Origin of the sequence: Pseudoduganella aquatica (genome assembly GCF_009857595.1) — a bacterium.
GTDB lineage: Bacteria > Pseudomonadota > Gammaproteobacteria > Burkholderiales > Burkholderiaceae_D > Rugamonas > Rugamonas aquatica_A.
This window is the reverse complement of sequence record NZ_WWCU01000036.1, coordinates 1-24,152: the sequence shown is the minus strand read 5'-3', so window position 1 is coordinate 24,152 and position 24,152 is coordinate 1. Positions and strand designations below refer to the sequence as shown.

Genomic DNA, 24,152 nt, shown 5'->3' with positions numbered 1-24,152 from the left:
TGAGCCCTAAGCATGAGCATAGCACTACGGCGATGTCCGTTGACGGATTTTAGCGCACCGCCCACACCCCTCATACCAAAGGAGGATCCGTCTCGCGCTGGAACGCCCGGTGGCCGGCCAGCGCCGTCTTGAACGCGGCCAGCGCGTCGGCCAGGTCGGACGGGTCGGTGCCGATCAGCGATGGGTCGGGCGAGCCGTCCGGCAGCAGCGGCGGAATGCCGGCCTTGCCCAGCAGCGCGGTGCCTGCGCCCACCGCCAGCAGCGGCTTGCAGTGGCGGTACTGCTGGCGCACGAAGTCCAGCGCCAGCGCGTCGCGCGAGAGCTGTTCGGCGGCGTCGGCGCCGTCCGGCACGGCCACCGCGTCGAACAGCACCGGCGGCGCATTCTCCAGCGTCTTCTCGACCGCCAGCATGGCGCCGCCCGCCGTGCGCACCGGGTTCAGCGTGCCAGCCAACAGGTGCGGCACGGCGCCGTCGGCCAGCAGCGCGGCGCGGATGGCCTCCACGCCGTCGCCGTCCACGCCGGGCGCGATCAGGATGGCGACCTGGCGCGTCTTGACGCCCTGCCCGCCCGGCCGCGCCAGCAGCGACAAGGCGGGCGACGGCGCATACTGCGGCAGCGGCAGCGCGGTGGCCAGCGGCTGCGGCGGCGGCACCGGTATACCCAGGCCGGACGCCACGCCGTGCGCCAGCGTGGCGTCCACATTGGCCAGCATGGACAGCATGCGCTCGCGGATGGCGGGCACTTGCACCTTGCTCAGTTCAAAGCGGAAGCCGCCCACGATATGGGCCTGCTCGGCCGGGCTCTGGCTGATCCAGAACAGGCGCGCCTGCGAGTAGTGGTCCGCAAACAGCTCGGGCTTGCCGCGCACCTTGTCCTCGGTCACCGCCTGCTCGCGCAAGCTGGTGAAGCCGGCCGCGCCGGCCTGGAAAGGACAGCCGCCGCCCAGCGAGTTCGGCTCGTACGACACCCTGCCGCGATTGACGGTCTGGCGGTGCATGCCGTCGCGCTGGTTGTTGTGCACCGGGCACACCGGCGCGTTGATCGGCAGCTCGTGGAAGTTGGGGCCGCCCAGGCGGCTGATCTGCGTGTCCACATAAGAGTGGATGCGCCCTTGCAGCAGCGGGTCGTTGCTGAAGTCGATGCCGGGCACCACATGCGCGGTGCAAAAGGCCACCTGCTCGGTCTCGGCGAAGAAGTTGTCCGGATTGCGGTTCAGCGTCATGCGGCCGACAAGCTGCACCGGCACCAGTTCTTCCGGCACCAGCTTGGTGGCGTCCAGCACGTCGAAGGGGAAGGCCTCGGCCTCCTCCTCGGTGAACACCTGCAGCCCCAGCTCCCACTGCGGATAAGCGCCCGCCTCGATGGCTTCCCACAGGTCGCGCCGGTGGAAGTCCGGGTCGGCGCCCATGATCTTGTTGGACTCCTCCCACACCAGCGAATGCGTGCCGGCCACGGGCTGCCAGTGGAATTTGCAGAACACGCTCGCGCCGTCCGCGTTCACCAGGCGGTAGGTGTGCACGCCGAAGCCCTGCATCATGCGGTAGCTGCGCGGGATGGCGCGGTCCGACATGGTCCACATCAGCATATGCATCGATTCCGGCATCAGCGAGGTGAAGTCCCAGAAGGTGTCGTGCGCGCTGGCCGCCTGCGGCATGCCGTGGTGCGGCTCGGGTTTGACCGAATGCACCAGGTCCGGGAACTTCATCGCGTCCTGGATGAAGAACACGGGCATGTTGTTGCCCACCAGGTCCCAGTTGCCTTCGTCGGTGTAGAACTTGACGGCGAAGCCGCGCACGTCGCGCGCGGTGTCGGACGAGCCGCGCTCGCCGGCCACGGTGGAAAAGCGCACGAACACCGGCGTGCGCTTGCCCGCCTGCGCGAACGGCGCGGCGCGCGTGATGCCGCCCAGGTCCTGGTAGGCCTCGAAGTAGCCGTGCGCCGCCGAACCGCGCGCGTGCACGATGCGCTCGGGGATGCGTTCATGGTCGAAGTGGGTGATCTTCTCGCGCAGGATGAAGTCTTCCATCAGCGTGGGGCCGCGCAGATGGGCTTTGAGCGAGTTCTGGTTGTCGCCCACCGGCACGCCCTGGTTGGTGGTCAGGCGCTGGCCGCCCGCGTCGCTGCGTACGCGGTCCAGGTTGCCGTCGTTGGGATTGACGCCCAGCGGCGGCGCGCCGCTGCCCACTTTGGCGGAGCTTTGCGTTTCGGACGCGGTGCCGGCGGTGGCCGCCGGCGCGCCCGCCGCCACATGCACGCCTTCGGGCGGCGTGCGCGCGGCTTCGCCGTGTTCGGCGGGCTTGTTGCTGTTGTAGGCGATGCCTGCGGCCAGATCGGCAGCGCTGGCTGGCTGGCCTTTTTTGCTGGTGGTCATAGGTCCTCTGATTTAACGGAACAGGGCGAGCAGGATGATGATGGGCAGCGGTATGCCGAGCATCCAAAGCAGAATCGAGCGCATGGCAGTCTCCTTGTAGTTGGCTTGCGGGTCAGCGGCGCGGCGCCGCAGCGAATGCAGGGGCGGCGGAGCCGGCGTCGCGCAGCTTGCCGCCGAAGGTGGCGGCCAGGCTGGCGATGAAGGCGCCCAGCAGCAGGGCCACGAACATCCATAGCGCGGACTGCGCGCCTGCCTTGCGGGCCTGCTCGGCGGCGTTTTTGGCGGCGGCTTCAGCGTCGGTGCGGGCTTTCACCATGCGGGCATGGACGTCGTCCACGCGGCGCTCGGCTTCGGCCTGCTCCACGCCGGTGCGCTTGGCGACCAGGCGCGCCAGGTACTGGCGGTCGTCCACGGCCATGGACGGGCCGTTGCCGGGCTGCTGCACCAGGATGCGGCCGACCTCGGCGCGCAGGGCGCCGTTGTCGGTCTCCGCCAGCGGCGCGTCGGTGCGCAACAGCATGTCGGTGTAGTAGGCGGCAGGATTCATGGCAGGGTTTGCGGACGAATTCGCGCCCGGCAGCGCAGGCAGGGCAGGCTGGGCGGCGCCTTTCGCCAGGCCTGCGCCCGCGCCGGCGGCGGCGGTGGCGCCGATGGCGGTGGCAGCTCCTGCCCCGGCGTCAATGGCGCCGCTCAAGGCCGCGCGCACGGCGCCGGCCATCAGCGCGACGGTCAGCAGGGTGGCCAGGGCCCAGGCCAGCAGGCCGTGTGCGGTGTCGCGGAAATAGACTTCGTCGCCGTGGACGTTGGCCCACTTCACGCGCAGCCTGCCCGCAAGGTAGCCGCCCACGCCCGCTGAAGCAAGCTGCATGAAGGCGGCCCAGATGATGGTGGCCTTGCCGATGGGCGCGTCGTTATAGGACCAGGGAGACACGGCGGACAGGCCAAGGCCCACGCCCAGTATCAGCAGGATGAAGGAGAGTGCGGCCGCAGCCAGCGCGCCGGCTGCGACAGCGCCCCAGGAGACGCCGGAGGCGGTGGTTTCCGCAGCGGGGATGACGGCGATGCCGCTTGCCTGCGCCGCGCCGGCTGGACCATGGACGGGTATAGAGGTTTGCATAGGATACTCCTCGGGAGATGATACGGAACGCCGCGCCTGCGGCGCGGCAAGCCGCCCGGCGCGGCGCGGAATGTCCGTGCAGCGCCGGCGGCAATGCCGGTACAGCGGGGCGCTGTGGCCTTAGCGGCGGCTGCCCAGCAGCTTGGACAGGCCATAGCCCGCCGCCAGCGCGATCAGCACCGACGTGGCGGGGCTGGTACGCACATAGTTGCGGCCGGACTCGGCGAAGCGGGTGTAGGCATCGCCGAGCTGCTTGGCGGTGGTGGCGGCCTGCTCGCTGACCTGGGTGGCGGTGTCGGCGACGCGGTCAACTGCGGTATGGGCTGCGCCGGCCAGGCGGTCGGCGGCGGGCGGCACTTTTTCCGCCATCTTGTCGACCGTGGCGTGCACGGTGCTGGCCAGGCGGTCGGTGGTGGGCTGGACTTTTTCAGCGGTGCGGTCGATGGCGCCGTGGAGGTCGGCGCGGGAATCGCGGCCGAATTGGGTGATGGTGTCGCGCGTGGTGCTGCTTTGTTTATCGGTGCTGTTTTCCATGATGATTCCTCGATGTTGTTGATGGGCCTCATTGCCTGAGTAACAATAGACCCATCAGGCGCCGCACACCGTGCGGCACCTAACAAACATCGGGGAAAGCTGCTTACATGGCCAGTGATTACTGGATAAAGCCCAGCAGCGCTGGAATGGTCTGCTCAGGCGCCTCTTCCATGATCCAGTGGCCCGAGCCCTTGATGATGCGGCCGTCCACCTTGTCGGCCACCAGCTTGCCCTGGTTGATCAGGAACTCGCCGCCCGACTTTTCACCGGCCAGCACCAGCATCGGCATTTTCAGCTTGGTCTTGCCCAGTTCCGCAAACTGCTCGGCGTCCTGCGGGAAGGTCTTGAAGTACTGGAAACCGGCGCGCACGCCGCCCGGCTGGGCATAGGCCGCGGCGTACAGCTTGCGGTCCGCTTCCTTGATGGACTTGGTCTTGTCGGCGGCGAAGTCGTTCCAGAAGTGCTCGAAGTAGGTGCGCTCGCGGCCGGCCACCAGTTTCTCCGGCGTCTCGCCGAAGAAGTGGAAGTGCCACAGGTCGCGCAGCAGGAACATATTGGTCCAGTTGCCGATGCCGGGCAGGAAGGCGTCCATCAGCGCCACTTTGTTCACGTCGGCCGGATACTGCGCGGCGTAGGCGTAAGCGACCATCAGGCCGATGTCGTGGCCCACCACGGTGGCCGGCTCCTTGCTGATGGTGCCCACCAGCTCATGGATGTCCTTGGCCATATTGGTTTTCAGGTAGCCGTCCGCCGCTTTCTCGGAGCCGCCCACGCCGCGCATGTCGGGCACGATGACGGTGTGGGTCTTGGCCAGTTCGCCCATGATGGGTTTCCACATATGGCCAGTCTGGGTGTAGCCGTGCAGCAGCACCACCGGCGTGCCTTTGCCGCCCACCAGGTAGTGGATCTTGGTGCCGTTCACGGCGGCGATCTTGCTGGTGAAGCCGGCCGGCGCTGCCGCGGCGGCGGGAGCGGGGGCGGCGGCGAACGCGCTGCCGACGGCTGCGGCCAGGCTAAGGGCGGCGGCGCCGCGCAGAACGGTACGGCGAATGTGTTTCGATACGTTGCTGGCTACGATACTCATGTCATGCTCCTGTTTAGGTTGTTGGGCGCAGCCGCTTGGCTGCACTGCCATGGACACACTATATAATTCAAAAAGCCCACCATCAATCCAACGAATACTAAGACATCATTCACAAATTATGAATTGACAGCCAAGCGCCGCCGCATTGCAGGATGCACCGCTACGCGCCCTTCCGCCTCCCCCAATTTGAATACGCTGACCGCCTGCGCTAGGGCCCCCGCCTGCTGCACCATGCTGGCGGCCGCTGCCGCCGCCTGCTCCACCAGTGCCGCATTCTGCTGCGTCATGCCGTCCATTTCAGTGACGGCGATATTGACCTGTCCTATGCCGTCGCTTTGCGCCTGGCTGGCCTGGGTGATGTCCTGCATGATGTCGGCCACGCCGCGCACGCTGCGCACGATCTCCTGCATGGTGGCGCCGGCCTGGTCCACCAGCTTGCCGCCCAGCTCCACCTGCTCCACCGAGCCCGCGATGAGCGCCTTGATCTCGCGCGCGGCCGTGGCGCTGCGCTGGGCCAGGTTGCGCACCTCGCTCGCCACCACGGCAAAGCCGCGCCCCTGCTCGCCCGCGCGCGCCGCCTCCACCGCAGCGTTCAGCGCCAGGATATTGGTCTGGAAGGCGATGCCGTCGATGACGCCGATAATGTCGGCTATCTTGCGCGAGCTGTCGCGGATGCCGTCCATGGTCTGCACCACGCGGCCCACCACGGCGCCGCCCTGCTCGGCCACGCCGCTGGCCGAGACCACCAGCGCATTGGCCTGCTGCGCATGGCTGGCGTTGCGGCGCACGGTGCCGGTCAGCTCCTCCATCGAACTGGCGGTCTGCTCCAGCGCGCTGGCCTGGCTTTCGGTGCGGCTGGACAGGTCCGCATTGCCCGCCGCGATCTGCTGCGAGGCGGTGGCCATCTGGTCGGTGGCCGAGCGCACGCCCGCAACCAGGCCGGACAGCTTGCCGTTCATGTCGCGCAGGGCGTCCAGCAGCTGGCCGGTCTCGTCGCCCGAGCCGGCGCCGATGTCGGCCGTCAGATCGCCCGCCGCCACGCGCCGCGCCACCTGCACCGCCTGCGCCAGCGGCCGCGTAATGGAATTGGTCAGCAGCCAGGCGCACACCGCCACGAACAGCACCATCAGCACGGCCAGCACCACCAGCAGCACGCGGCTGGTGCGGTACACCTGCTGGATCTCGGCCGCCATGCGGTTGATGGTTGCGCGCTGCTCGTTCTGCAGCTCCTTGATCTTCTCGCCGTACACGCGCGCCAGCGGAATGAAGCGCTGGTCCACCAGCTGCGCCACCTCCTCCGCCTTGCCCTCCTTCTTCAGGGCGATGGCCTGGTCGCGCACGCCCACGTAGTCCTTGCGCACCGCCGCCAGCTCCTGCCACAGCGCCAGCTCGCGCGGGGACTTCATCTGCGGCTCGATGCGCTTTTGCAGCTCCACCGATTCGCGCGTGGACTCGGCCACCTCGGCCGCAAAGAACTGCGCCATGGCCGCGTCGCTGGCCTTGGCGATGGCCAGGTTGCGGCGGATGCCGGCGTAGATGATGCGGTACCAGTCGCTCACCATGCGTTCGGTGGCCAGCGGCTCGTCCAGCAAGGTGGCGCTGGCCTGGGCCACCGCCTGCAGGCGCTGCACGCCCACCCCCACCGCTATCAACGCGCACAGCAACAGCACGGCAAAGCCCAGCAGCAGGCGTTTACCGATGTTCAGGTTGTTCAGCATAGCTCCTCCAGCTTATATCCAGACCAAGCAGTCCGGAATTGATAAAAAAATATGCCCTGGCTTTAATGGAGCGCAGCCAGCGCCAGATCGGCAACCTGCGCCAACGCGGCGCGGTCGGACTTCAAGCGCGCCATGGCGCGCATGCCTTGCACGCTGACGATGAGAAAACGCGCCAGCGCCTGCGGATCCGCCTCGGCGCGCAACTCGCCGCGCTGCTGCGCCTGCCGCAGGGCGGCGCAGAAAACCGATTCTACTTCATCGTTATTTTCTTGCAGAAAACTCGCCACCGCCTCGTCGTCCAGGTTGCGCTGCAGGTTGGCGCTCAGCAGCAGGCAGCCGCGTTCGTGCTGCTCGCGCGTCTCGGCGGCCAGGCCGTGCAGCAGCGCGGCGAAGCCCTCGCGCACCGTGGGCGCGGTCGCCAGCATGCGCTGCATGGACGTGATGGTGTTGCGGCGGTACTGCTGCATGGCCAGCATGAACAGCGAACGCTTGTCGCCGAAGGTGTCGTACAGGCTTTGCTTGGCGATGCCCATGGCGGCCAGCAGCACCTCCAGCGAGGCGTTGTCGTAGCCCAGCGTCCAGAAGACCTCCAGCGCCGCGTCCAGCGCCTTCTGCGGTTCAAATGCCTTGGTGCGGGCCATGCCTGGCTTCCTGCCTTACTTGGGCGCCAGCTTGATCGGCGGGCGCATGCGCGGCGCCGCGTCGGACTGGCGGCGTATCAGCGAAAAGTCCATCAGCACATGCTCGGGCGCTTCCGGCGCGCCGTCGCGCAGCGCGCGGATCTGGCGCACCAGGTACTGCACCGCCGCTTCCGCCATGCCGGTGATCGGCTGGCGCACGGTGGTCAGCTCGGGCCAGATGGTGGTGGCCAGCGCCGTGTCATCGAAGCCGGCCACGGTCAGGTCGCCCGGCACGTCCAGGCCGAGGCGGTGCGCGATGGCCACGGTGGCCGCCGCCATATCGTCGTTGCTGGCGAAGACCGCCGTGGGGCGCTGCTCCAGGCCCAGCAGCAGCTCGGCCGCGTCCAGGCCGGAACGGTAGGTGAACATGCCCTGCACGGTCAGCTCGGGCGCGTCCTGCGCGCTGCGGTCGGCAATGGCGGCCTTGAAGCCGGCCAGGCGGCGCGCGCTGGCGGTCTGGTTCGGATGGCCGATGACGAAGCCGATGCGCTGGTGGCCCAGCGTGATCAGGTGCGAGGTCATGGCGTAGGCGGCCTGGTAGTCGTCGATGCTGACGGCGCACACGCGCGGGTCCGGCTGGCCGCAGGCCACGGTGACGGCCGGCAGCGAGGACTGCGCGATCATGTCGATCAGGCCCGGCATGTCGCACAGCGGCGGCGGCAGGATGATGCCGTCCACGCCGTTGTCGATCAGGCGCTGGGTCTGCTCTTTCCAGTGCTCGCCCGCTTCGCACTTCTCCACTACCAGCTGCACATTGTTCAAGCTGGCCTGGTTCAGCAGGCCGACCAGGAATTCGCTCAGGTAGCCTGCGCTCGGGTTGCTGTACAGGAAGCCAATGCGGATGGGCCGCGAGCCGGCGAGGCGCCGGGCGGCCTGGTTGGGCACATAGTTGAGCGCGGCCACGGCCTCGTCCACCTTGCGGCGGGTGCTCTGCCGTACCTTGGTGTCGCCGTTCATCACGCGCGACACCGTCATCGGCGACACGCCGGCAAGTTTCGCCACGTCGGACATGGTGGGGACGCCGGAGCGGGACTCCGCTCCCGCGGCTGCTTTCGCCTTAGTTCTTGCCATCTGCTCAAAAAACCTGTGTTAAAAAGTGGACTTTACCACAAGCGGCAGTGTTAAAACTGTCCGGCCATATAACAAACGGTCACATTTATGTTACCGCAATCATTTGGCCGGACCGCCGCCCGCTAGCCGCGTCCGGGGGCGTAGGGGAATTTCAGCGACTTGTAGTAATCGAGCGGCATGCCCGGCGCCTTCACGCCGGCCGGCAGCGCCAAGCCCGATACCGACTGGAAGTAGGCAATGCTGGCGTCGCGCCACCACACCGCTTCCTGGTACTGCTTGTCCAGCAGCACAGCCACGTCCTCATGGCGGCGCGCGTCGATCAGCGGTTTCAAACGCGCCCAGCGCTGGCGCATGTCGTCCACTTGCGCCACGCCGCTGTCGTATCGAACCAACAACTCTTCCCACAGCTTGCGGCCGGACGCCATCTTGTAGTCCCACGGCAGATGGTGGAACCACAGCAGCATGGTTTCCGGCGTGCTGCGCGGGTCGGCGTACTGGCGCGCCAGGCCCGGCGCGTACTGCGCCACGGCGTTGCTGCCGGTGGCGGTACGGTCGAAGCCGATGCCGCCCTTGTCCGCGCGGTGGTAGTAGACGGGGTTCCAGTCCGGGCGCTCCAGGTTGGCCACCCACGGCGCGGGGCCGTGGTGGTGGCCGGTGCCCATCAGGTGGTGCAGGCCGAGCGGCGTCATGTAGTTCACCACGGCCTCGCGCGACATCATCATCATGTCCGTCACCTGCGCCACGGCGGCGGGTGCGGCCGAGAAGGTCTGCGCGGCCCATTCGCGCGCCAGCGCGCGGGCGTCCGCCTGCGGGTTCCAGGCCAGGCGGCCGAAGGCGTACCAGTTGGCCTGGTCGAAGTGCGAGCCGCTCCAATTGCGCTCGCTGCCGATATTGGCCACGCCGGCGATGCCGGTGAGCTTGGAGCCCTGCGCGCCCGCCTCCAGGATCTGCGCCACGGTGCCGGCGCCGGTGTGCATATCGGTGCCCAGCGTTTCCTGGTACATGGTGCCGAGGTAGGCCAGGTGGGTGGCGTAGCCCAGGTATTCCTTGGTGATCTGGAATTCCATCATCAGCGGCGTGTTCGGCATGGCGCCGAACAGCGGGTGGGCCGGTTCGCGCGGCTGGAAGTCGATGGCGCCGTTCTTCACCTGCACCAGCACATTGGCGTCGAAGGTGCCGTCCAGCGGCTTGAATTCGCTGTAGGCCTGCTTGGCGCGGTCATCCGGCTTTTCATGCGCGTAGACGAAGGCGCGCCACATCACCACGCCCTTGTGCGGCGCCACGGCCTTGGCCAGCATATTGGCGCCGTCGGCGTGGCTGCGGTGGTAGTCCTGCGGGCCGGGCTGGCCCTCGGAGTTGGCTTTGACGAGGAAGCCGCCGAAGTCGGGAATGGATTTGTAGATCTCATCGGCCTTGGCTTTCCACCAGGCGGCGACGGCGGGGTCCAGCGGGTCGGCGGTCTTGGTGGCGCCCAGCTCCAGCGGCGTGGAGAAGCGCGCGGACAGGTAGACCTTGATGCCGTAGGGGCGCAGCGAGTCCGCCACGGCGGCGGCCTTGGCGATCCACGGCGCGGTCAGGATGTCCGGCTTGGAGTTGACGTTGTTGAGCACCGTGCCGTTGATGCCCAGCGAGGCGTTGGCGCGCGCGTAGTCCACGTAGCGGCGGTCGCGCACTTCCGGCAGCGCCCACCAGTTCCAGATGGACTCGCCCGCGTAGCCGCGCTCCACGGTGCGGTCCAGGTTGTCCCAGTGGTTCAGCACGCGCAGCTGCAGCTTGGGAGCGGAGCGCTCGTCCAGCGCCGCCAGGCCTTCGGCGCCAATGCCGATCTTGCGCAGCAGGGCGTAGGAACCGTACAGCAGGCCGATGTCGCTGTTGGCGGCGACCAGCGTGACCTTGTGGCCCTGCAGGCGCGTGCTGCGCAGCAGATAGCCTTCCCGGCCCAGCGTTTCCAGTTTCAGGTCCATGCCGGACAGCGCGGGCATGGACGCGGGCGTGGCCAGCACCACGGCGCCGTCCTGCACGGACGCGGCCAGCGGCGGCTCCTTGCCCAGCAGGCCGCCCAGGCCGCGCTGCAGCTCGGCGACGGCGGCTTGCACCGGCGAGGCCGGCGCGGAACCGGCCGGCGCGGCGGGACCGAAGGCGACGATGGACGACGCGGCCGCGCGCACTTGCACGCGCGCCGCCTTGTCCATCGGTCGGTAGCGCAGCCAGAGGTCGTAGCCGTCCTCCGTGGCGCCCTGCACGGCGTGGGCCGGCATGGCCAGCAGCAGCGCAAGCAAAGGCATGAGCGCCTTGAACATTGTCTTCATCTTGTCTCCGTTACGTGGTTTTACGGGGCTTTCGGGCTTTCTTGCGGGCCGAGATAGCTTGGTTTCAGGCCGCCTGCGTCGATTACCAGTTTTTGCAGCACCAGCGCGGGGTCCACCGCCCAGAACTTGAGCGTGTGGGCGCCTGCGGCCAGTTTGTGTTTGGTCTTGAAGACGACCGCGCCGTCCGACACGGCGCGCTCCCAGAAGCGCTGCGAGGCGTCGGCATGCACGTTCACCACTTGCGGCGCTTCGCCGTCGAAGGACACGGCGTAGCGGAAGCCTTCGCCCGGCTGGAACTTCAGCGTGGGCGCCAGCGTGGTATGCAGCGTGACTTCGCCGGGCGTGAGCAGGTGCACCTTGTATTCCAGGCGCATGCCTTCGGCCGCGCCGGGCAGCGACAGCGCGGCGCTGGCGGGCAGCGTCGTCATGGCGGACAGGGTGCGGCCATGGTCAGGAATGCGCAGCCATTGCCAGCCTTCCTTGGCCACCGCGTTCGCATAATGCTCGGCTTCGATGGAGACCACGCCCTGCGATTCAACATAGCTGCCGGACGCCGCCTGCACCGCGCGGCGCAGCGGCACCTTGACGCGGGTTTTGCTGCCCGCGCCTTCCACCGTCAGCGTGGCCTCGGTCACGCCGGGCGGAACGTCCGCCCAGCGCACGTCCACCGTGATGCGCTTCTCGCGCACCACGCGGCCACCCGGAGTGCTCAGCACTATCCAGGGATCGCTGGCGGTAACGGTGTAGTTGAACGCCAGCTGGCCGCGATTGAACACCTCCAGCCAGCGCGTCTGCTTGTTGCCGGCTTCCAGTGCGGGCAGCGTGAGCTTGTCCCCGTTCTGGCCCGGCCAGGCGAACTCGCTGCCCTCCACCGCCACGCCCAGGTCGCCGGCCTTGGGCAGCTGCAGTTCCGACACCGCCGGCATCACGTTGCGGGGAGGCTGGTTCCAGTAGGTGTAGCCCAGGTGGGTCTGCGACATCATGTGGTTCCACTTGCCGTCGCTAACGTCTTCCATGTACTGGCGCGCCAGTTCCGCGTCCTGCTTGAACAGGCCGCGCACGCGTTCGGCCAGGTCGTTGGTGAAAGCGCGCCCCTGCCTGGCGTACAGCTGGTTCTGCGCGGCGAGCGTGTACATCTCATTCACCACCGCGCCCGCGTTCACAGGGTACTGCACCAGCTGGAAGAAGGCGTCGCGCTGCTCGGACGGCAGGGCGGCGTCGATCTTGTTGGCGCGCGCCGCCAGGTCCTTGTACTCCGCCGTGATGCGCGCGGCCTCGTTGTAGTTCACCTGGCTGTAAGTGCCCGGCTCCAGCTGCTCCGGCTTGCGGCGGCCGTTGTACTTGGTGTACTTGGCCACGATGTCGGCGATGTCGTCCGCGTACTCCGGGCTGAACTCGCGCGCAGCCCACAGCTTCAGGTAGTCCGGCAGGCGCTCGGCGGGCCAGGCGGATGGGTTCCAGGCGTAGCTGAGGAAGAATTCGATCGGCACTTCCATCGGCTTCAGGTCGCCCACGTTGACGATCCACATGCGCTTGGCGTCGTATTCCCAGGCCAGGCGCATCTGCTCCCAGATCTTCGGTATCGGCGTCACGTTCAGCCATTTGTAGGAGCGCGGACCGCCCACGTAGTCGAAGTGGTAGTACACGCCAGCGCCGCCGGAACGCTTGCGCTCTTCCGGCGTGGGCAGGCGGCGGATGTTGGCCCAGTTGTCGTCGCACCACAGCAGCAGCACGTCGTCCGGCACGCGCATGCCCTTCTCGTAGTACTCCTGCACTTCCTTGTACAGCGCCCATACCTGCGGAACCTTGCTCATGTCCGGATTGATCTGCTGCGCGATGATTTCGCGCTGGTCCTTCACGATGCGCTCCAGCAGCGCCACGTTGGATTGCTCCGACATCGGCTCGTCGCCGTCGCCGCGCATGCCCAGCGTGACGATTTTTTCCGTGCCCTTGGAGGCGCGCAGGCCGCCGCGCCAGAAGTCCTTCAGCACCGTTTCGTTCTTGCTGTAGTCCCAGGCGCCCTTGCCGTAGCGGTCCCATTCCTTGTGGGCGCGCATCATGGGCTCGTGGTGCGAGGTGCCGATGACCACGCCGTACTCCTCGGCGCGCACGCCATTGAGCTTGTCGTCGTCGAAGAAGGCGGCGTCCCACATGGCGGGCCACAGGTAGTTGCCGCGCAGGCGCAGCAGCAGCTCGAACACTTTTTCGTAGAACTTGTGGTTGTAGCCGCCGTATTGCTGCTTGGCCCAGCCTGTGAGCGCGGGCGCTTCGTCGTTCAGGAAGATGCCTCGGTACTGCACTGCGGGGGCGTCGTTCACGCGCGCGGGGGCGCTGGCGTAGATGGCCTGGCGCTGCTTGGGCGGCACGTCCGCCCACCAGTACCAGGGCGATACGCCTATCTGCTCGGAGACTTCGTAAATGCCGTAGATGGTGCCGCGCTTGTCGCTGCCGGCGATCACCAGCGCGCGCTCCACGCCGGGCATGGGGTTCTTCAGGGTCTGCACCTGCCAGGCTTCCCACTTGCCCTTGATGGCGGAAACGTCCAGCGCGCCGGAGCGAACCAGCTTGTCGATCAGCGCGCTCTTGCCGACGGTGCCGATGATGACCACGTCGGCGCCCGCTGCGGAGGAGCTTTTGACCAGCTCGGGCAGCGTGCCGCCCACGCGCTTGATGTCGCTTTGCAGGTCGGCGGCGGCGCGCAGCACGCCGGTGTGGTCGGCGGAATCCACATACAGTTTGGCCACGCCGCCGTCATGCAGCAGCCCCACGGCGTTGGCGTCCGTGCGCTCGAAGGCTACAAAGGGTTTTTGTCCCAGCGCAAACGCGGGCAAGGCGCAGGCCAGCATGAGGACAGCGCAGGCGGCCCTGGTGATGAATTTCATTCGTTTTGTCTCCGAGCGGCTCTCAAAAAGCCTGTATTTTATTATCTTGCTATGGCCGTATGGACGCCTGCACGGCGGGTTACGGCGCTGCGCGCCTAACCCGCCCTACGGTGTTAAGACGCCTTGCGAAACGCGCACTGGCGCAGGGCGTTCAGCGGCACGCTGTCGGCCATGGCGCGGAAGCCGGCTGGCGAGGGGTGCAGGCCGTCGCCCTTGTCGCGTTCTTTCAGCAGGCGCGATGGCTGGGCCGGGTCGCGCAGGGCGGCGTCGAAGTCGGCCACGCCGTCGAACACGCCGGAGCTGCGTATCCAGTTGTTCAGCGCCACGCGGTCGGCTTCGTTGTCCACATTGGGACGGTAGTAGTCCGAGCCCATATACGGCGAGATGGTGCCGCCGATGACGCAGACGCCCTGCGCATGCGCGCGCTCCACCAGCTGGCGGTGCGCCGTCATCAGGTCGTCCAGCAGCTTTTTGCGCGCTTCCGGCGTGTCGTCGCCGTTGCGGTGCTGCCCGCCCAGGTCGTTCACGCCTATCATGACGATGGCGTGGGTGACGCCGCTGCGGGAAATCACGTCGCGGTCGAAACGGGACACCATATTCGGTCCCAGGCCGTCGCGCAGCATGCGGCCGCCGCCTATGCCGGCGTTGACCACGCCCATGCTCTGCCCTTCGCGGGCGAAGCGGGCCGCCAGCAGGTCCGGCCAGCGGTCGTTGCCGTCCGTGGTGGCGCCGTGGCCGTCGGTGATGGAGTCGCCGATGGCGACCACCGCGCCGACGCTGCGCGGGGCCTGGACTTCCACGTCCGCCAGCGCGTACCAGCGTTCCACCTTGGTGGCGCCCGGCCATTCGGCCTCCACCACGCGGTTGCCCTTGATGACGAAGCTGTTGGCGCGCGAGCCGGGATGGCCGGTCTGGCGCGCAGGTTCGCCCTTGAAATACATGGAAATGGCCAGGTCGGCGCCGGGCTTGAGGTCAAGCGCGACCGGGTCGCTATAGTATTCGCCGCCCGACGGTATCAATACGCTATTGCGGCCATTGAAGGTGAGGGAGCGCGAGGTGCCGCCTTCCACATCCGGCTTGCCCGGCCCCTTGGCCAGCGCCACCGCCGCGCCTTCCAGCACCAGCGGCGTGGCGCCAAAAGTGTTGCTGATGCGGACGCGCAGCTTGCTGCCGCCCAGCGAAAGATGCACGATCTGGCGCAGGCTGCCCTCGCGCCAGTGTTCGGCGGCCAGTTCATTGCCGCCCTCGGGAACCATCACGGCCGTGCCCCAGGAAGCCACCCAGTGCGCCTCCGTGGCGGGATCCGCCTTGTCTTTTGCTGCCACTTCGGCAACCGCTGCAAATGCACCGGCTGCAAACAACAGGCCGGAAAACCAGCCGTACAACTTGTGTTGACTTGACCGCATAAATCCCTCACACTTAGGTTATGGTAGCGCTATTCATTTTAGGACAAAGCGATGGTACACGCAACAAATCAAATTAGCTCAGGCAGCCCCAAGGTAATTGAAATGCAGGTCATCCCGGTAGCGGGCCATGACAGCATGCTGCTCAACCTGTGCGGCGCCCACGCGCCCTACTTCATCCGCACGCTGGTGCTGCTGAAAGACAGCGCCGGCAACACCGGCATGGGCGAAGTTCCGGGCGGCGCGGGCATCCTGCAGGCGCTGGAAAAAGCCGTCCCGCTGGTGGTGGGCACCGAGATCGGGCGCTTCAACCGCACGCTGAACGCGGTCCGGGTGTCCATCGCCGGCAAAGGCGGCGGCCATCAGCACCAAGTCACCTCCGCCGCCGAAGCGGCGGTGCTGAAGCAGCCGCACGAAATCAACCTGCGCCTGGAAAACGTGGTGACCGCCATCGAAGCGGCGCTGCTGGACCTGATGGGCCAGCACCTCGGCGTGCCGGTGTGCGAACTGCTGGGCGCCGGCCAGCAGCGCGACAGCGTGCCCATGCTGGCTTACCTGTTCTACATCGGCGACCGCCGCCGCACCGACCTGGCCTACCTGGAAAGCACCGGCCCTGAGCATAGCTGGTACCACATGCGCCACCAGGAGGCGATGACGCCGGAAGCCATTGCCGACCAGGCAGCGGCCACGGTGGAAAAATACGGCTTCCGCGACTTCAAGCTGAAAGGCGGCGTGATGCACGGCGCCGAGGAAATGGAAGCCATCCGCGCCATCAAGAAGCGCTTCCCCGATTCGCGCGTGACGCTGGACCCGAACGGCGCCTGGTCGCTGGACGAATCCATCGCGCTGTGCAAAGGCCAGGGCCACATCCTGGCTTACGCGGAAGACCCTTGCGGCCCCGAGAACGGCTATTCCGGCCGCGAGATCATGGCTGAATTCCGCCGCGCCACCGGCATCCAGACCGCCACCAATATGATCGCCACCGACTGGCGCCAGATGGCCCACTCGCACCTGCTGGGCGCCGTCGACATTCCGCTGGCCGACCCGCACTTCTGGACCATGCAGGGTTCCGTGCGCCTGGCGCAGCTGTGCCACGACTGGGGCCTGACCTGGGGTTCGCATTCGAACAACCACTTCGACGTCTCGCTGGCCATGTTCACCCATGCCGCAGCCGCCGCGCCGGGCCGCATCACCGCCATCGACACGCACTGGATCTGGCAGGAAGGCCAGGAGCGCCTGACGCGCGACCCGCTGCAGATCGTGGGCGGCGAAGTGCAGGTGCCGCAGGCGCCTGGCCTGGGCATCACGCCGGACATGGACCGCATCATGGCCGCCAATGCGCTGTACAACAAAGTGGCCACCGGCGCGCGCGACGACGCCATGGCCATGCGCTATTTGGTTCCCGGCTGGACCTATTCGCCCAAGCTGCCCAGCCTGGGCCGCAACTAAAACAACTAAAGGATAGAGACATGGCATTTGCACAAATTACCCAGCCCCTGCCTGCCGACCTGGCCGGCGCCCTGCTGATCGGCCGCGTATGGCGCGGCGGCGCCATCAACGGCCCTTGCGTGGTCGTGGTGCGCAACGGCGAGGTGTTCGACATCACGGCGCATGCGCCCACCGTGTCCGAACTGTTTGAACGCAGCGACGTGGCAGCCTTCGCGCGCACCGTGCAGGGCGAATCGCTCGGCCCCGTGCAGCGCCTGCTGGACAGCGCGCTGGCCGTAAACCCGGACGCGGAAGTGCCGCAGCTGCTGGCCCCGAGCGACCTGCAGGCGCTGAAAGCCTGCGGCGTGACCTTCGCCGTGAGCCTGCTGGAACGCGTGATCGAAGAACAGGCCGGCGGCGACAAGTCGCGCGCCGACGCGCTGCGCGCCTCCCTGCTCGACACCATAGGCGCCGACCTCTCCAGCATCAAGCCCGGCTCGCCGGAAGCGGAGAAGCTGAAGCAGCAGTTCATCGCGCGCGGCGCCTGGTCGCAATACATGGAAGTGGGCATCGGCCCATACGCCGAGGTGTTCTCCAAGTCGCAGCCCATGTCCGCAGTCGGCTTTGGCGCGGACGTCGGCCTGCACCCTGAATCGAAGTGGAACAATCCGGAACCGGAAATCGTCCTGGCCGTCAACAGCCGCCGCGAAGTGGTCGGCGCCACGCTGGGCAACGACGTGAACCTGCGCGACATCGAAGGCCGCAGCGCGCTGCTGCTGGGCAAAGCCAAGGACAACAACGGCTCCTGCTCGATCGGCCCCTTCATCCGCCTGTTCGACGGCGACTTCACCATCGACACCGTGCGCAACGCGGAAGTACGCATGGTCATCGAAGGCAAGGACGACGGCTTCCGCCTGGACGGCGCCAGCTTCATGCGCGAGATCAGCCGCGACCCGCTGGACCTGGTGTCGCAAACCTGCGGCGCCCACCACCAGTATCCGGACGGCTTCATGCTCTTCCTGGGCACCATGTTCTCGCCGATCAAGGACCGTGGCGAAGCCGGCGCCGGTTTCACCCACCACATGGGCGACCGCGTGACCGTCACCAGCCCGGCACTGGGCTCGCTGGTCAACCACGTATTCCGCAGCAACGAGATCACCCCCTGGACTTTCGGCGTTCGCGCCCTTTACAAAAACCTGGCGGGCCGTGGCCTGCTGAACAACTCGAATGGAGCCAATTAAGATGGCGGCGCAGCAAACTGAACGCAAACCCATGGTCTACGCCACCTACCACGACCTGGCCGAAAAGCTGGTGGTCATCACCGGCGGCGGCACCGGCATCGGCGCGGCCATGGTGGACGCCTTCGCCAAGCAGGGAGCGCAAGTGGTGTTCCTGGACATCGCCGAGGAAGCCTCGCGCGAACTGGAGCAGGCCCTGGCCGGCTGCCCGCGCCCGCCGCGCTTCATGCGCTGCGACCTGACCGACCTGGACGCGCTGGGCAACGCCTTCGCCGCCATCCAGATCGATTTCGGCAAAGTGGACGTGCTGCTCAATAACGCGGCCAACGACCACCGCCACCAGGTGCAGGACGTCACCGCCAAGTACTGGGACGACAGCCTGGCCGTCAACCTGCGCCACCAGTTCTTCTGCGCGCAGGCGGTGGCGCCCGGAATGAAGGCCAAGGGCGGCGGCGTGATCCTGAACTTCGGCTCCATCTCCTGGCACCTCGCGCTGCCGCAGCTGTCGCTGTACATGACGGCCAAGGCCGCCATCGAAGGCCTGACGCGCGGCCTGGCCCGCGACCTGGGCCCGGACGGCATCCGCGTCAACACCATCATCCCCGGCTCGGTGAAAACCCCGCGCCAGATGGCGCTGTGGCACTCGGCGGAAGACGAGGCAGCCATCCTGAACGCGCAGTGCCTGCACGAGCGCGTGGAGACCGAGGACGTGGCCGCGCTGGCCCTGTTCCTGGCCTCCGACAACGCCGGCCGCTGCTCGGGCCGCGACTACTTCGTCGACGCGGGCTGGTACGGCGCATGAGCATTTCCGCCCAAGGCCCGCAATGCATCTGGGAGCTGGGCGCCAAGCTCGGCGAAGGTCCGTTCTGGCACGCCGCCGAAGCGGCGCTGTACCTGGTGGACATCAAGGGCCGGCGCCTGCACCGCTGCGCCGAAGACGGCAGCGCGCGCCAAAGCTGGGACATGCCGGCCGAAATCGGCTTCGCCCTGCCGATGGAAGGCGGAGGACTGGTGTGCGGCCTGCCCGGCAAGCTGCTGCGCTTCTCGCCTGAAACGGGCGCATTCACGCCGCTGCTTGAACTCGAAGCCGACATCCCCGGCAACCGCCTGAACGACGGCTACGTGGACAGCCAGGGCGCCCTGTGGTTCGGCTCCATGGACAACGGCGAAAGCGCGCCCACCGGCGCGCTGTACCGCCTGTCCCCGGACGGCGCGCTGCAGCAGAAAGGCAGCGGCATCGTCATCACCAACGGCCCGTGCCACAGCCCGGACGGCCGCACCTTCTACCATACCGACACGCTGGGCAAAGTGGTGTACGCCTACGACGCGGCGCCGGACGGCACGCTGTCCAACAAGCGCGAGTTCGTGCGCACGACCGAACCCGGCCACCCGGACGGCTCGGTGGTGGACTCGGAAGGCTGCGTGTGGGTCGCCATGTTCGGCGGCGCCCGCGTGGACCGCTATTCCCCGGAAGGAAAGGTCGTAGCGACCGTCGCCTTCCCCTGCCCCAACATCACCAAGGTGGCATTCGGCGGCGCGGACCTGCGCACCGTTTTCGCCTCCACCGCCTGGAAAGGCATGACGGACGAGGCGCGCGCCGCCCATCCGCAAGCCGGCGGTGTATTCTCGTTCCGTGTGGAGACCCCGGGACAGCAGCAACATAAATACAAAGGAAGCCTGTAATGACTCAGAACCGCCGCTACCGCTCGCAAGACTGGTTCGACAATCCGGACCATATCGACATGACCGCGCTCTACCTCGAGCGCTTTATGAACTACGGCATCACGCCGGAAGAACTGCGCAGCGGCCGCCCTATCATCGGCATCGCGCAGTCGGGCAGCGACATCAGCCCGTGCAACCGCATCCACCTGGAGCTGGCCAAGCGCGTGCGCGACGGCATCCGCGACGCGGGCGGCATCGCCATGGAATTCCCGCTGCACCCGATTTTTGAAAACTGCCGCCGCCCCACCGCCGCCATCGACCGCAACCTGGCCTATATGGGCCTGGTGGAGATCCTGCACGGCTACCCTATCGACGCCGTGGTGCTGACCACCGGCTGCGACAAGACCACGCCCGCGCAGATCATGGCCGCCGCCACGGTGGACATTCCTTCCATCGTACTGTCCGGCGGCCCGATGCTGGACGGCTGGCTGGACGGCGAGCTGGTAGGCTCCGGCTCGGCCATCTGGAAAGCGCGCCGCCGCCTGGCCGCAGGTGAAATCGACAACGAGAAGTTCCTGCAGATCGGCGCCGCATCCGCGCCGTCGGCTGGCCACTGCAACACCATGGGCACCGCGTCGACCATGAACGCCATCGCCGAAGCGCTGGGCATGTCGCTGACCGGCTGCTCCGCCATTCCGGCGCCCTACCGCGAACGCGGCCAGATGGCCTATGAAACCGGCCGCCGCATCGTGGAGATGGCCAAGCAGGACATCCGCCCGTCCAGCATCCTGTCACGCGAAGCCTTCCTGGACGCCATCGTGGTCAACGCCGCCATCGGCGGTTCCACCAACGCCCAGCAGCACATCGTCGCGATGGCGCGCCACGCCGGCGTGGAGCTGCGCGAATCGGACTGGATGGAATACGGCCACGACGTGCCGCTGCTGCTGAACATGCAGCCTTCCGGCAAATACCTCGGCGAGCGCTTCCACCGCGCCGGCGGCGTGCCCGCCATCATGTGGGAGCTGGAACAGCAGGGCAAGCTGCGCTCCAAGCGCGCCACCGTCACCGGCAAGACCATGGCGGAAAACCTGCAGGGCCGCGAATCGAACGACCGCGAAATGATCACCCCTTACGACCAGCCGCTGAAAACCAAGGCCGGCTTCTTCGTCCTGAAGGGCAATCTGTTCGACTTCGCCATCATGAAGACCTGCGTGATCTCGCCGGACTTCCGCGCCCGCTACCTGGAACGCGCCGGCTCGGAGAACGTGTTCGAGTGCCGCGCCGTGGTGTTCGACGGCTCCACCGACTACCACAACCGCATCAACGATCCCTCGCTGAACATCGACGAGAACTGCATCCTGGTGATACGCGGCGCAGGCCCGGTGGGCTGGCCCGGTTCGGCCGAGGTGGTGAACATGCAACCGCCGGATGCGCTGATCAAGCGCGGCATCCTGAACCTGCCGACGCTGGGCGATGGCCGCCAGTCCGGCACCTCGGACAGCCCGTCCATCCTGAACGCGTCGCCGGAAAGCGCCGTGGGCGGCGGCCTGGCCTATGTGCGTACCGGAGACACCATCCGCATCGACCTGAACACCGGCAGCTGCGATATGCTGATCACCGAAGAAGTGCTGGCGGCCCGCAAAGCCGAAGGCATTCCGGCGGTGCCTGCCAGCCAGACGCCGTGGCAGGAGATCTACCGTTCCACCGTGGGCCAGATGCACGACGGAGCTTGCATGGAATTGGCGGTAAAGTATCGCGGCGTAGCGGACAACATGCCGCGCCATAACCACTAGGCGGCTCTGGCGGGTTACGCGCCTGGCGGCGCTAACCCGCCCTACGCAGCACGGATGTACCGATGTGGCAAATTAAACGTAGGGCGGGTTAGCGGGCATCGCCCGCGTAACCCGCCAAGACGCATAAAAAAATATACCTTAGGAGACCAATGATGAACACCAAACTGAAAGCACTAGCGGCAATTGCGGGCGCAGTCATGGCCCTGTCCAGCTGCTTCGCGCACGCCGACGCCAAGAATCCGAAAATCGGCTTCTCGATCGACGATCTGCGCGTGGAGCGCTGGACCCGCGACCGCGACTTCTTCAACGCCGAAGCCGAAAAGCTGGGCGCCAAGGTGTTCGTCCAGTCCGCCGACGCCAGCGAGCAGCGCCAGATCGCCCAGATCGAGAACCTGATCTCGCGCGGCGTGGACGTGCTGGTCATCGTCCCCTACAACGCCACGGTGCTGAACAACGCCATCCGCGAAGCGAAGAAGGCGAAGATCAAAGTGCTCTCCTACGACCGCCTGATACTCAACGCCGATATCGACGCCTACATCTCCTTCGACAACGCCAAGGTCGGCGAGCTGCAGGCGCAGGGCGTGGTAGCGCTGAAACCGAAGGGCAACTACTACCTGCTGGGCGGCGCCCCCACCGACAACAACGCCAAGATGCTGCGCGAAGGCCAGATGAAGGTGCTGCAGCCGCTGGTGGACAAGGGCGACATCAAAATCGTCGGCAAGCAGTGGGTGAAGGACTGGAGCGCGGCCGAAGCGATGACCATCGTGGAAAACGCGCTGACCGCCAACGGCAACAAGATCGACGCCATCGTGGCCTCCAACGACGGCACCGCCGGCGGCGCCATCCAGGCGCTGACGGCGCAGAAACTGGGCGGCAAGGTGCCGGTGTCCGGCCAGGACGCCGACCTGGCGGCCGTCAAGCGCGTGATCGCCGGCACGCAAGCGATGACGGTGTACAAGCCGCTCAAGCTGATCGCGGCCGAAGCGGCCAAGCTGGCCGTGCAGCTGGTGCGCAACGAGAAGCCCGCCTACAACTCGAGCTATGAAAACGGCATGAAGAAGGTGGACACGCTGCTGCTCAAGCCCATTCCGCTGACCAAGGCCAACGTCAACCTGCTGGTGGAAGACGGCTTCTACACCAAGGCCCAGCTGTCCAACTGACAGGCGGCGACCCGGCATGGCTGAATATCTTCTGGAGATGAGGGGCATCGTCAAGCAGTTCGACGGTGTGCGCGCGTTAAACGGTATTGACATCAAGATGAAGGCCGGTGAGTGCATCGGCCTGTGCGGCGAAAACGGCGCCGGCAAGTCCACGCTGATGAAGGTGCTGTCCGGGGTCTACCCGCACGGCACCTGGGACGGCGAAATCCTGTGGAAGGGCGAGCCGCTGCGCGCCCAGTCCATCCGCGACACGGAGGACGCGGGCATCGTCATCATCCACCAGGAGCTGATGCTGGTGCCCGAACTGTCCGTGGCGGAGAATATCTTCCTCGGCAACGAGATCACCCTGCCCGGCGGGCGCATGGACTACGCGGCCATGAACCGCCGCGCCGCCGAGATCCTGACCTGGCTGAACATCCACGACGTGAACGTGGTGGAGCCGGTGAAGAAGTACGGCGGCGGCCACCAGCAGCTGATCGAGATCGCCAAGGCGCTCAACAAGCGCGCGCAGCTGCTGATACTGGATGAACCCTCGTCCTCGCTGACGGCGTCCGAAATCGAAGTGCTGCTCAATATCATCCGCCGGCTCAAGGCGGAGGGCGTCACCTGCGTCTACATCTCGCACAAGCTCGACGAAGTGGAAGCGATCTGCGACACCATCGTGGTGATACGCGACGGCCAGCACATCGCCACCACGCCGATGAGCGACATGAATGTGGACCGCATCATTGCGCAGATGGTGGGGCGCGAAATGAACCAGCTCTACCCGCAGCGCGCGCATGCGCCGGGCGAAGTGGTGTTCGAGGCGCGCAATATCAGCTGCTACGACGCGGACAACCCGGCGCGCAAGCGCGTGGACAACATCTCCTTCTCGCTGCGCAAGGGCGAGATTCTCGGCATTGCGGGGCTGGTGGGCGCGGGCCGCACGGAACTGGTGTCGGCCATCTTCGGCGCCTACCCCGGCGCGCACGAAGGCGAAGTGTGGCTGGATGGGCGCAAGCTGGACACCGGCACGCCGCAGAAAGCCATCAAGGCCGGCCTGGCCATGGTGCCGGAAGACCGCAAGCAGCACGGCATCGTGCCGGACCTGAGCGTGGGGCAGAACATCACCCTGTCCGTGCTGGGCCAGTACGCGCGTGCCACGCGCATCGACCAGGAAGCGGAGCTGAAGACCATCAAGGCGGAAATCGCCAGCGTCAAGCTGAAGACCGCCAGCCCCTTCCTGCCCATCACCGGCCTCTCCGGCGGCAACCAGCAGAAGGCCGTGCTGTCCAAGATGCTGCTCACCAAGCCGAAGATACTGATACTGGACGAGCCCACGCGCGGCGTGGACGTGGGCGCCAAGTTCGAGATCTACCAGCTCATGTTCGACCTCGCTGCGCAAGGCATGTCCATCATCATGGTCTCGTCCGAACTGGCCGAAGTGCTGGGCATCTCCGACCGCGTGCTGGTGATAGGCGAAGGCCAGCTGCGCGGCAACTTCGACAACGATAACCTGAGCCAGGAAACGGTGCTGGCCGCAGCGCTGGACCAGGCGTAACGGACATGGCGGGTTACGCGCTCGCGCGCTAAGGAAGCACTGATTAATTCATCGGACGCCGTTCCCTGCGGCAGTCCAACCTGAGACAATAACGGCACCCCCACTGTCCGCCATCGACCATGCAAAAGAGCTTTTCCGACCTTGAATATGCTGCCAAGA

17 protein-coding genes are annotated in these 24,152 nt (G+C 66.7%); 7 read left to right on the top strand and 10 right to left on the bottom strand.

Annotation, left to right across the window (positions count from 1 at the left end):
• Nucleotides 1-70 precede the first annotated feature (70 nt).
• The 10 genes from GTP77_RS23715 to GTP77_RS30720 all read right to left on the bottom strand — a co-directional run bounded on the left by GTP77_RS23715 (nucleotide 71) and on the right by GTP77_RS30720 (nucleotide 15,094).
• Nucleotides 71-2,374, bottom strand: a complete 2,304-nt coding sequence (locus GTP77_RS23715; RefSeq protein ID WP_161074629.1) for a catalase — start codon at nucleotides 2,372-2,374, stop codon at nucleotides 71-73.
• A 112-nt stretch (nucleotides 2,375-2,486) separates the two neighbouring features.
• Complete coding sequence (locus tag GTP77_RS23710) at nucleotides 2,487-3,491, bottom strand: hypothetical protein (protein WP_187358827.1); 1,005 nt, start codon at nucleotides 3,489-3,491, stop codon at nucleotides 2,487-2,489.
• Nucleotides 3,492-3,611: 120 nt separating this feature from the next.
• Entirely contained in the window at nucleotides 3,612-4,025 is a 414-nt protein-coding gene (locus GTP77_RS23705; RefSeq protein ID WP_161074628.1) for a hypothetical protein, read from the bottom strand.
• 118 nt (nucleotides 4,026-4,143) lie between these two features.
• On the bottom strand, nucleotides 4,144-5,109 hold the full coding sequence (locus tag GTP77_RS23700) for an alpha/beta fold hydrolase (RefSeq protein ID WP_161074627.1): 966 nt from the start codon (nucleotides 5,107-5,109) through the stop codon (nucleotides 4,144-4,146).
• Nucleotides 5,110-5,225: 116 nt separating this feature from the next.
• Entirely contained in the window at nucleotides 5,226-6,827 is a 1,602-nt protein-coding gene (locus GTP77_RS23695) for a methyl-accepting chemotaxis protein (RefSeq protein ID WP_161074626.1), read from the bottom strand.
• A 62-nt stretch (nucleotides 6,828-6,889) separates the two neighbouring features.
• Nucleotides 6,890-7,468 carry a TetR/AcrR family transcriptional regulator gene (locus GTP77_RS23690; RefSeq protein ID WP_161074625.1) on the bottom strand — a complete coding sequence of 193 codons (579 nt, stop codon included), beginning with the start codon at nucleotides 7,466-7,468 and terminating at the stop codon, nucleotides 6,890-6,892.
• Between the two features lie 15 nt (nucleotides 7,469-7,483).
• Nucleotides 7,484-8,578 (bottom strand): LacI family DNA-binding transcriptional regulator, encoded by a 1,095-nt coding sequence (locus GTP77_RS23685; RefSeq protein WP_161074624.1) that lies wholly within the window; start codon nucleotides 8,576-8,578, stop codon nucleotides 7,484-7,486.
• 122 nt (nucleotides 8,579-8,700) lie between these two features.
• Nucleotides 8,701-10,887 (bottom strand): alpha-glucuronidase family glycosyl hydrolase, encoded by a 2,187-nt coding sequence (locus GTP77_RS23680; RefSeq protein ID WP_229202323.1) that lies wholly within the window; start codon nucleotides 10,885-10,887, stop codon nucleotides 8,701-8,703.
• A 20-nt stretch (nucleotides 10,888-10,907) separates the two neighbouring features.
• Nucleotides 10,908-13,769 (bottom strand): glycosyl hydrolase 115 family protein, encoded by a 2,862-nt coding sequence (locus GTP77_RS23675; RefSeq protein WP_161074623.1) that lies wholly within the window; start codon nucleotides 13,767-13,769, stop codon nucleotides 10,908-10,910.
• 113 nt (nucleotides 13,770-13,882) lie between these two features.
• The gene (locus GTP77_RS30720; RefSeq protein ID WP_371869387.1) at nucleotides 13,883-15,094 is read right to left on the bottom strand and encodes an SGNH/GDSL hydrolase family protein; all 1,212 of its coding nucleotides are present in this window, start codon (nucleotides 15,092-15,094) and stop codon (nucleotides 13,883-13,885) included.
• Nucleotides 15,095-15,226: 132 nt separating this feature from the next.
• Here GTP77_RS30720 and GTP77_RS23665 point away from each other — a divergent pair, with 132 nt between their 5' ends.
• The 7 genes from GTP77_RS23665 to xylG all read left to right on the top strand — a co-directional run bounded on the left by GTP77_RS23665 (nucleotide 15,227) and on the right by xylG (nucleotide 23,993).
• On the top strand, nucleotides 15,227-16,621 hold the full coding sequence (locus GTP77_RS23665) for an enolase C-terminal domain-like protein (protein WP_161074621.1): 1,395 nt from the start codon (nucleotides 15,227-15,229) through the stop codon (nucleotides 16,619-16,621).
• A gap of 20 nt (nucleotides 16,622-16,641) precedes the next feature.
• Entirely contained in the window at nucleotides 16,642-17,841 is a 1,200-nt protein-coding gene (locus tag GTP77_RS23660) for a fumarylacetoacetate hydrolase family protein (protein WP_161074620.1), read from the top strand.
• Nucleotides 17,842-17,872: 31 nt separating this feature from the next.
• Complete coding sequence (gene xylB, locus GTP77_RS23655) at nucleotides 17,873-18,640, top strand: D-xylose 1-dehydrogenase (RefSeq protein WP_161074659.1); 768 nt, start codon at nucleotides 17,873-17,875, stop codon at nucleotides 18,638-18,640.
• Nucleotides 18,637-19,521 carry an SMP-30/gluconolactonase/LRE family protein gene (locus GTP77_RS23650; protein WP_161074619.1) on the top strand — a complete coding sequence of 295 codons (885 nt, stop codon included), beginning with the start codon at nucleotides 18,637-18,639 and terminating at the stop codon, nucleotides 19,519-19,521. Before xylB ends, GTP77_RS23650 begins: the two co-directional genes overlap by 4 nt.
• Complete coding sequence (locus tag GTP77_RS23645; RefSeq protein ID WP_161074618.1) at nucleotides 19,521-21,293, top strand: IlvD/Edd family dehydratase; 1,773 nt, start codon at nucleotides 19,521-19,523, stop codon at nucleotides 21,291-21,293. Before GTP77_RS23650 ends, GTP77_RS23645 begins: the two co-directional genes overlap by 1 nt.
• Nucleotides 21,294-21,490: 197 nt before the next feature.
• Nucleotides 21,491-22,453, top strand: coding sequence for a D-xylose ABC transporter substrate-binding protein (xylF, locus tag GTP77_RS23640; RefSeq protein ID WP_371869390.1), 963 nt, complete (start codon nucleotides 21,491-21,493; stop codon nucleotides 22,451-22,453).
• Between the two features lie 16 nt (nucleotides 22,454-22,469).
• Nucleotides 22,470-23,993, top strand: coding sequence for a D-xylose ABC transporter ATP-binding protein (gene xylG, locus GTP77_RS23635; protein WP_161074617.1), 1,524 nt, complete (start codon nucleotides 22,470-22,472; stop codon nucleotides 23,991-23,993).
• Nucleotides 23,994-24,152 lie beyond the last annotated feature (159 nt).

What these genes read in the sequence shown, in the direction of transcription:
- GTP77_RS23715 (WP_161074629.1), bottom strand. Translation starts at nt 2,374, where the DNA reads ATGACCACCAGCAAAAAAGGCCAGCCAGCCAGCGCTGCCGATCTGGCC.
- GTP77_RS23710 (WP_187358827.1), bottom strand. Translation starts at nt 3,491, where the DNA reads ATGCAAACCTCTATACCCGTCCATGGTCCAGCCGGCGCGGCGCAGGCA.
- GTP77_RS23705 (WP_161074628.1), bottom strand. Translation starts at nt 4,025, where the DNA reads ATGGAAAACAGCACCGATAAACAAAGCAGCACCACGCGCGACACCATC.
- GTP77_RS23700 (WP_161074627.1), bottom strand. Translation starts at nt 5,109, where the DNA reads ATGAGTATCGTAGCCAGCAACGTATCGAAACACATTCGCCGTACCGTT.
- GTP77_RS23695 (WP_161074626.1), bottom strand. Translation starts at nt 6,827, where the DNA reads ATGCTGAACAACCTGAACATCGGTAAACGCCTGCTGCTGGGCTTTGCC.
- GTP77_RS23690 (WP_161074625.1), bottom strand. Translation starts at nt 7,468, where the DNA reads ATGGCCCGCACCAAGGCATTTGAACCGCAGAAGGCGCTGGACGCGGCG.
- GTP77_RS23685 (WP_161074624.1), bottom strand. Translation starts at nt 8,578, where the DNA reads ATGGCAAGAACTAAGGCGAAAGCAGCCGCGGGAGCGGAGTCCCGCTCC.
- GTP77_RS23680 (WP_229202323.1), bottom strand. Translation starts at nt 10,887, where the DNA reads ATGAAGACAATGTTCAAGGCGCTCATGCCTTTGCTTGCGCTGCTGCTG.
- GTP77_RS23675 (WP_161074623.1), bottom strand. Translation starts at nt 13,769, where the DNA reads ATGAAATTCATCACCAGGGCCGCCTGCGCTGTCCTCATGCTGGCCTGC.
- GTP77_RS23665 (WP_161074621.1), top strand. Translation starts at nt 15,227, where the DNA reads ATGGTACACGCAACAAATCAAATTAGCTCAGGCAGCCCCAAGGTAATT.
- GTP77_RS23660 (WP_161074620.1), top strand. Translation starts at nt 16,642, where the DNA reads ATGGCATTTGCACAAATTACCCAGCCCCTGCCTGCCGACCTGGCCGGC.
- xylB (WP_161074659.1), top strand. Translation starts at nt 17,873, where the DNA reads ATGGTCTACGCCACCTACCACGACCTGGCCGAAAAGCTGGTGGTCATC.
- GTP77_RS23650 (WP_161074619.1), top strand. Translation starts at nt 18,637, where the DNA reads ATGAGCATTTCCGCCCAAGGCCCGCAATGCATCTGGGAGCTGGGCGCC.
- GTP77_RS23645 (WP_161074618.1), top strand. Translation starts at nt 19,521, where the DNA reads ATGACTCAGAACCGCCGCTACCGCTCGCAAGACTGGTTCGACAATCCG.
- xylF (WP_371869390.1), top strand. Translation starts at nt 21,491, where the DNA reads ATGGCCCTGTCCAGCTGCTTCGCGCACGCCGACGCCAAGAATCCGAAA.
- xylG (WP_161074617.1), top strand. Translation starts at nt 22,470, where the DNA reads ATGGCTGAATATCTTCTGGAGATGAGGGGCATCGTCAAGCAGTTCGAC.